The sequence below is a fragment of the uncultured Methanobrevibacter sp. genome (assembly GCF_902770715.1).
In the GTDB taxonomy this organism is placed as follows: Archaea; Methanobacteriota; Methanobacteria; order Methanobacteriales; family Methanobacteriaceae; genus Methanocatella.
Map to the genome: position 1 here is coordinate 1 of NZ_CACXTS010000081.1, position 2,233 is coordinate 2,233.

General features: G+C 36.5%; 2 protein-coding genes. One reads left to right on the forward strand and one right to left on the reverse strand.

The window, feature by feature from the left end:
• A partial coding sequence (locus QZU81_RS10835; protein ID WP_295591785.1) for a 4Fe-4S dicluster domain-containing protein occupies positions 1-474 on the forward strand: 474 nt, incomplete at its 5' end.
• A gap of 49 nt (positions 475-523) precedes the next feature.
• Here the strand turns inward: QZU81_RS10835 and QZU81_RS10840 are convergent.
• Positions 524-2,233, reverse strand: a 1,710-nt coding sequence (locus QZU81_RS10840) for a Zn-binding domain-containing protein (RefSeq protein ID WP_295591787.1), incomplete at its 5' end; no start/stop codon positions are given.

Here is a 2,233-nt window from a genome sequence, read left to right on the forward strand (position 1 = left end):
GATAAATCAATAGCAAGTTTTGCATTAAGATTTTGTGCATCACTGGAACATGTTAAGATTGTTTTAAGCGGGATGAAGAAAATGGACGATTTGCTCGATAACTGTGATACTTTTGAAAATTTTGAAGTGTTGAGCGATGAAGAAAGTGAATTTTTAGAAAAAATGGCTGATAAGCTCAATGCAAAAGTGGCTGTTCCATGCAGCGAATGCGGATACTGCATTGATGCATGTCCTGAAATGATTCCAATTCCAGAATACTTCGCACTATACAACAAAAGTAAGATACAGCCTGAATCAAATATTTACAGGAATTACTTTGACAAGCTAGCAGATGAAAAGGTGCCTGCTGATGACTGTACATATTGTGGAACATGCATTGATTACTGTACTCAACACATCGACATACCTGAAGAGCTTGAAAAAGCATGTGAACACTTCAAAGAAGGTTTCAGCGCTTATTCTGGAGCACCTTAAACAATCTAAACCATCACCAATTGAAATAATTGCAAAAAAAGTCAAACAATTAAGACAATTCCTTAATTAATTCACGAACCATCTCATTATTTTTATCTAACTTGGAAGCCTTTCTTGCATACTCCATGGCTTCTGTAAATAGTCCGCCCCTTCTGTAGACAAAACCCATCAGTGCAGTTGCTTCCACATGAGTGTCATCGATATCCAACAGTTCTTCAAGAAGTTCCCTTGCAGTATCCAAATCTCCCTGAATAAATAAGTCATATGCCTCTTCATATAGTGTATCAACATCATCAAAGGATTTTCCTGCATCAACTTCTTCAAATGACTCTTCATCGTTTTCAATTGTTTTATGACTAAATTCTATCTTTGCAGGTGCAAATTGCATTTTCTGCAGCAGTTCTGCAGCATTGGAATTTGATGGAGAAATTTTAAGTGCTTTTCTTGCATAATAGGTTGCAACATCTTCTATACCCTGTTCATACAGAACATGAGCCATTAAAAGATTTGCATTTAAATTATTGGCATCATTATTCAATATTTCGTGAAGCAAATCCTTTGCCTGCGAATATTGATGTTCAGTATAAAAATCCAGAGCCTGAGCATATAAATCATCACCGTGACTAATGACCTCTTCAGTTACTACTTTAGAATCATTTTTCAATGATTCATCGAGCATATACTGAAGAATATATTCAGTTGCCTTTTTATGAAGCGGCTTGTTATCGTTTCCGCATTTTGGTGAATAAATACATGACGGACAACCGTTTCTGCATTTGCAGTTTTTAATCAAATCCAAGGTTGATTCCAATAGCTCTACAAAGACATCAACTGCCTTTTCAGATATTCCAATTCCACCCTCATATCCATCATAGATAAATATTGTAGCATCTTCAGTGTCTTTGTGATATGCAGTTGACATTCCTCCAATATCAAAGCGGTCACACATTACCTGCAGAGGAAAGAGGCCAATCAACGCATGTTCAGCTCCATGAAGGCCTCCCTCAAAGACTTCATCATCATCGGGATATAATCTTTTCAGTTCATCCTTTACACTTTGAGGTATTGTAAACCATAACCCTTTTGTTTTGAATTTGAGAGGAGGCAAATCAAGAGGATACATACCAAGCACCCTTGAATGCTGCATTTTTTTGTATTTGTAATAATCCTTCTTAACGTTCAGCTCCCCAAAATGAATCGTCAAATCCCCATACTGGCGTTTGAATTCTTTTGAAACGACATTAACCTGCGTATCGTTTAACACCATCGTATGATAGTCAACATTCTTCTTGGAAACATTGACATAACCTGATTTTAAATTAATGTTATCAACAGTATAAGTTTCTCCCTTATTGATTAGGATTGCACCCTCATGGGCTTCACGATATACCTGTGAGCGTTCCATTGTCTCCAATAGTCTTCCATTGTTCATTATTTTAAATTCTTCTGAGGATATCTGGTCCAGGGAATGGTCGAATGCCGGATTGTCATCATATTTATATGTGTAGTTTCCAAGCCTTGACAGGTACAAATCATCATTTTCAACCATTTCATCCAAAACATCATCAGATATGTTAAAGTATGTTAATGCTTCTCCCTTTTTTAAAGGAAGTTCATTTGCAGCACATAAGAGGTGCGCTTCCTGAAGAATCGGGTTTGACAAATCAATGATTGCTTTTTCCTGAGGCTTGGAGAAAAATGCTTTTGGATTGTTCATATAATACTGATCCAGCTGGTTTTCAAATGCAAGTAAAATTGC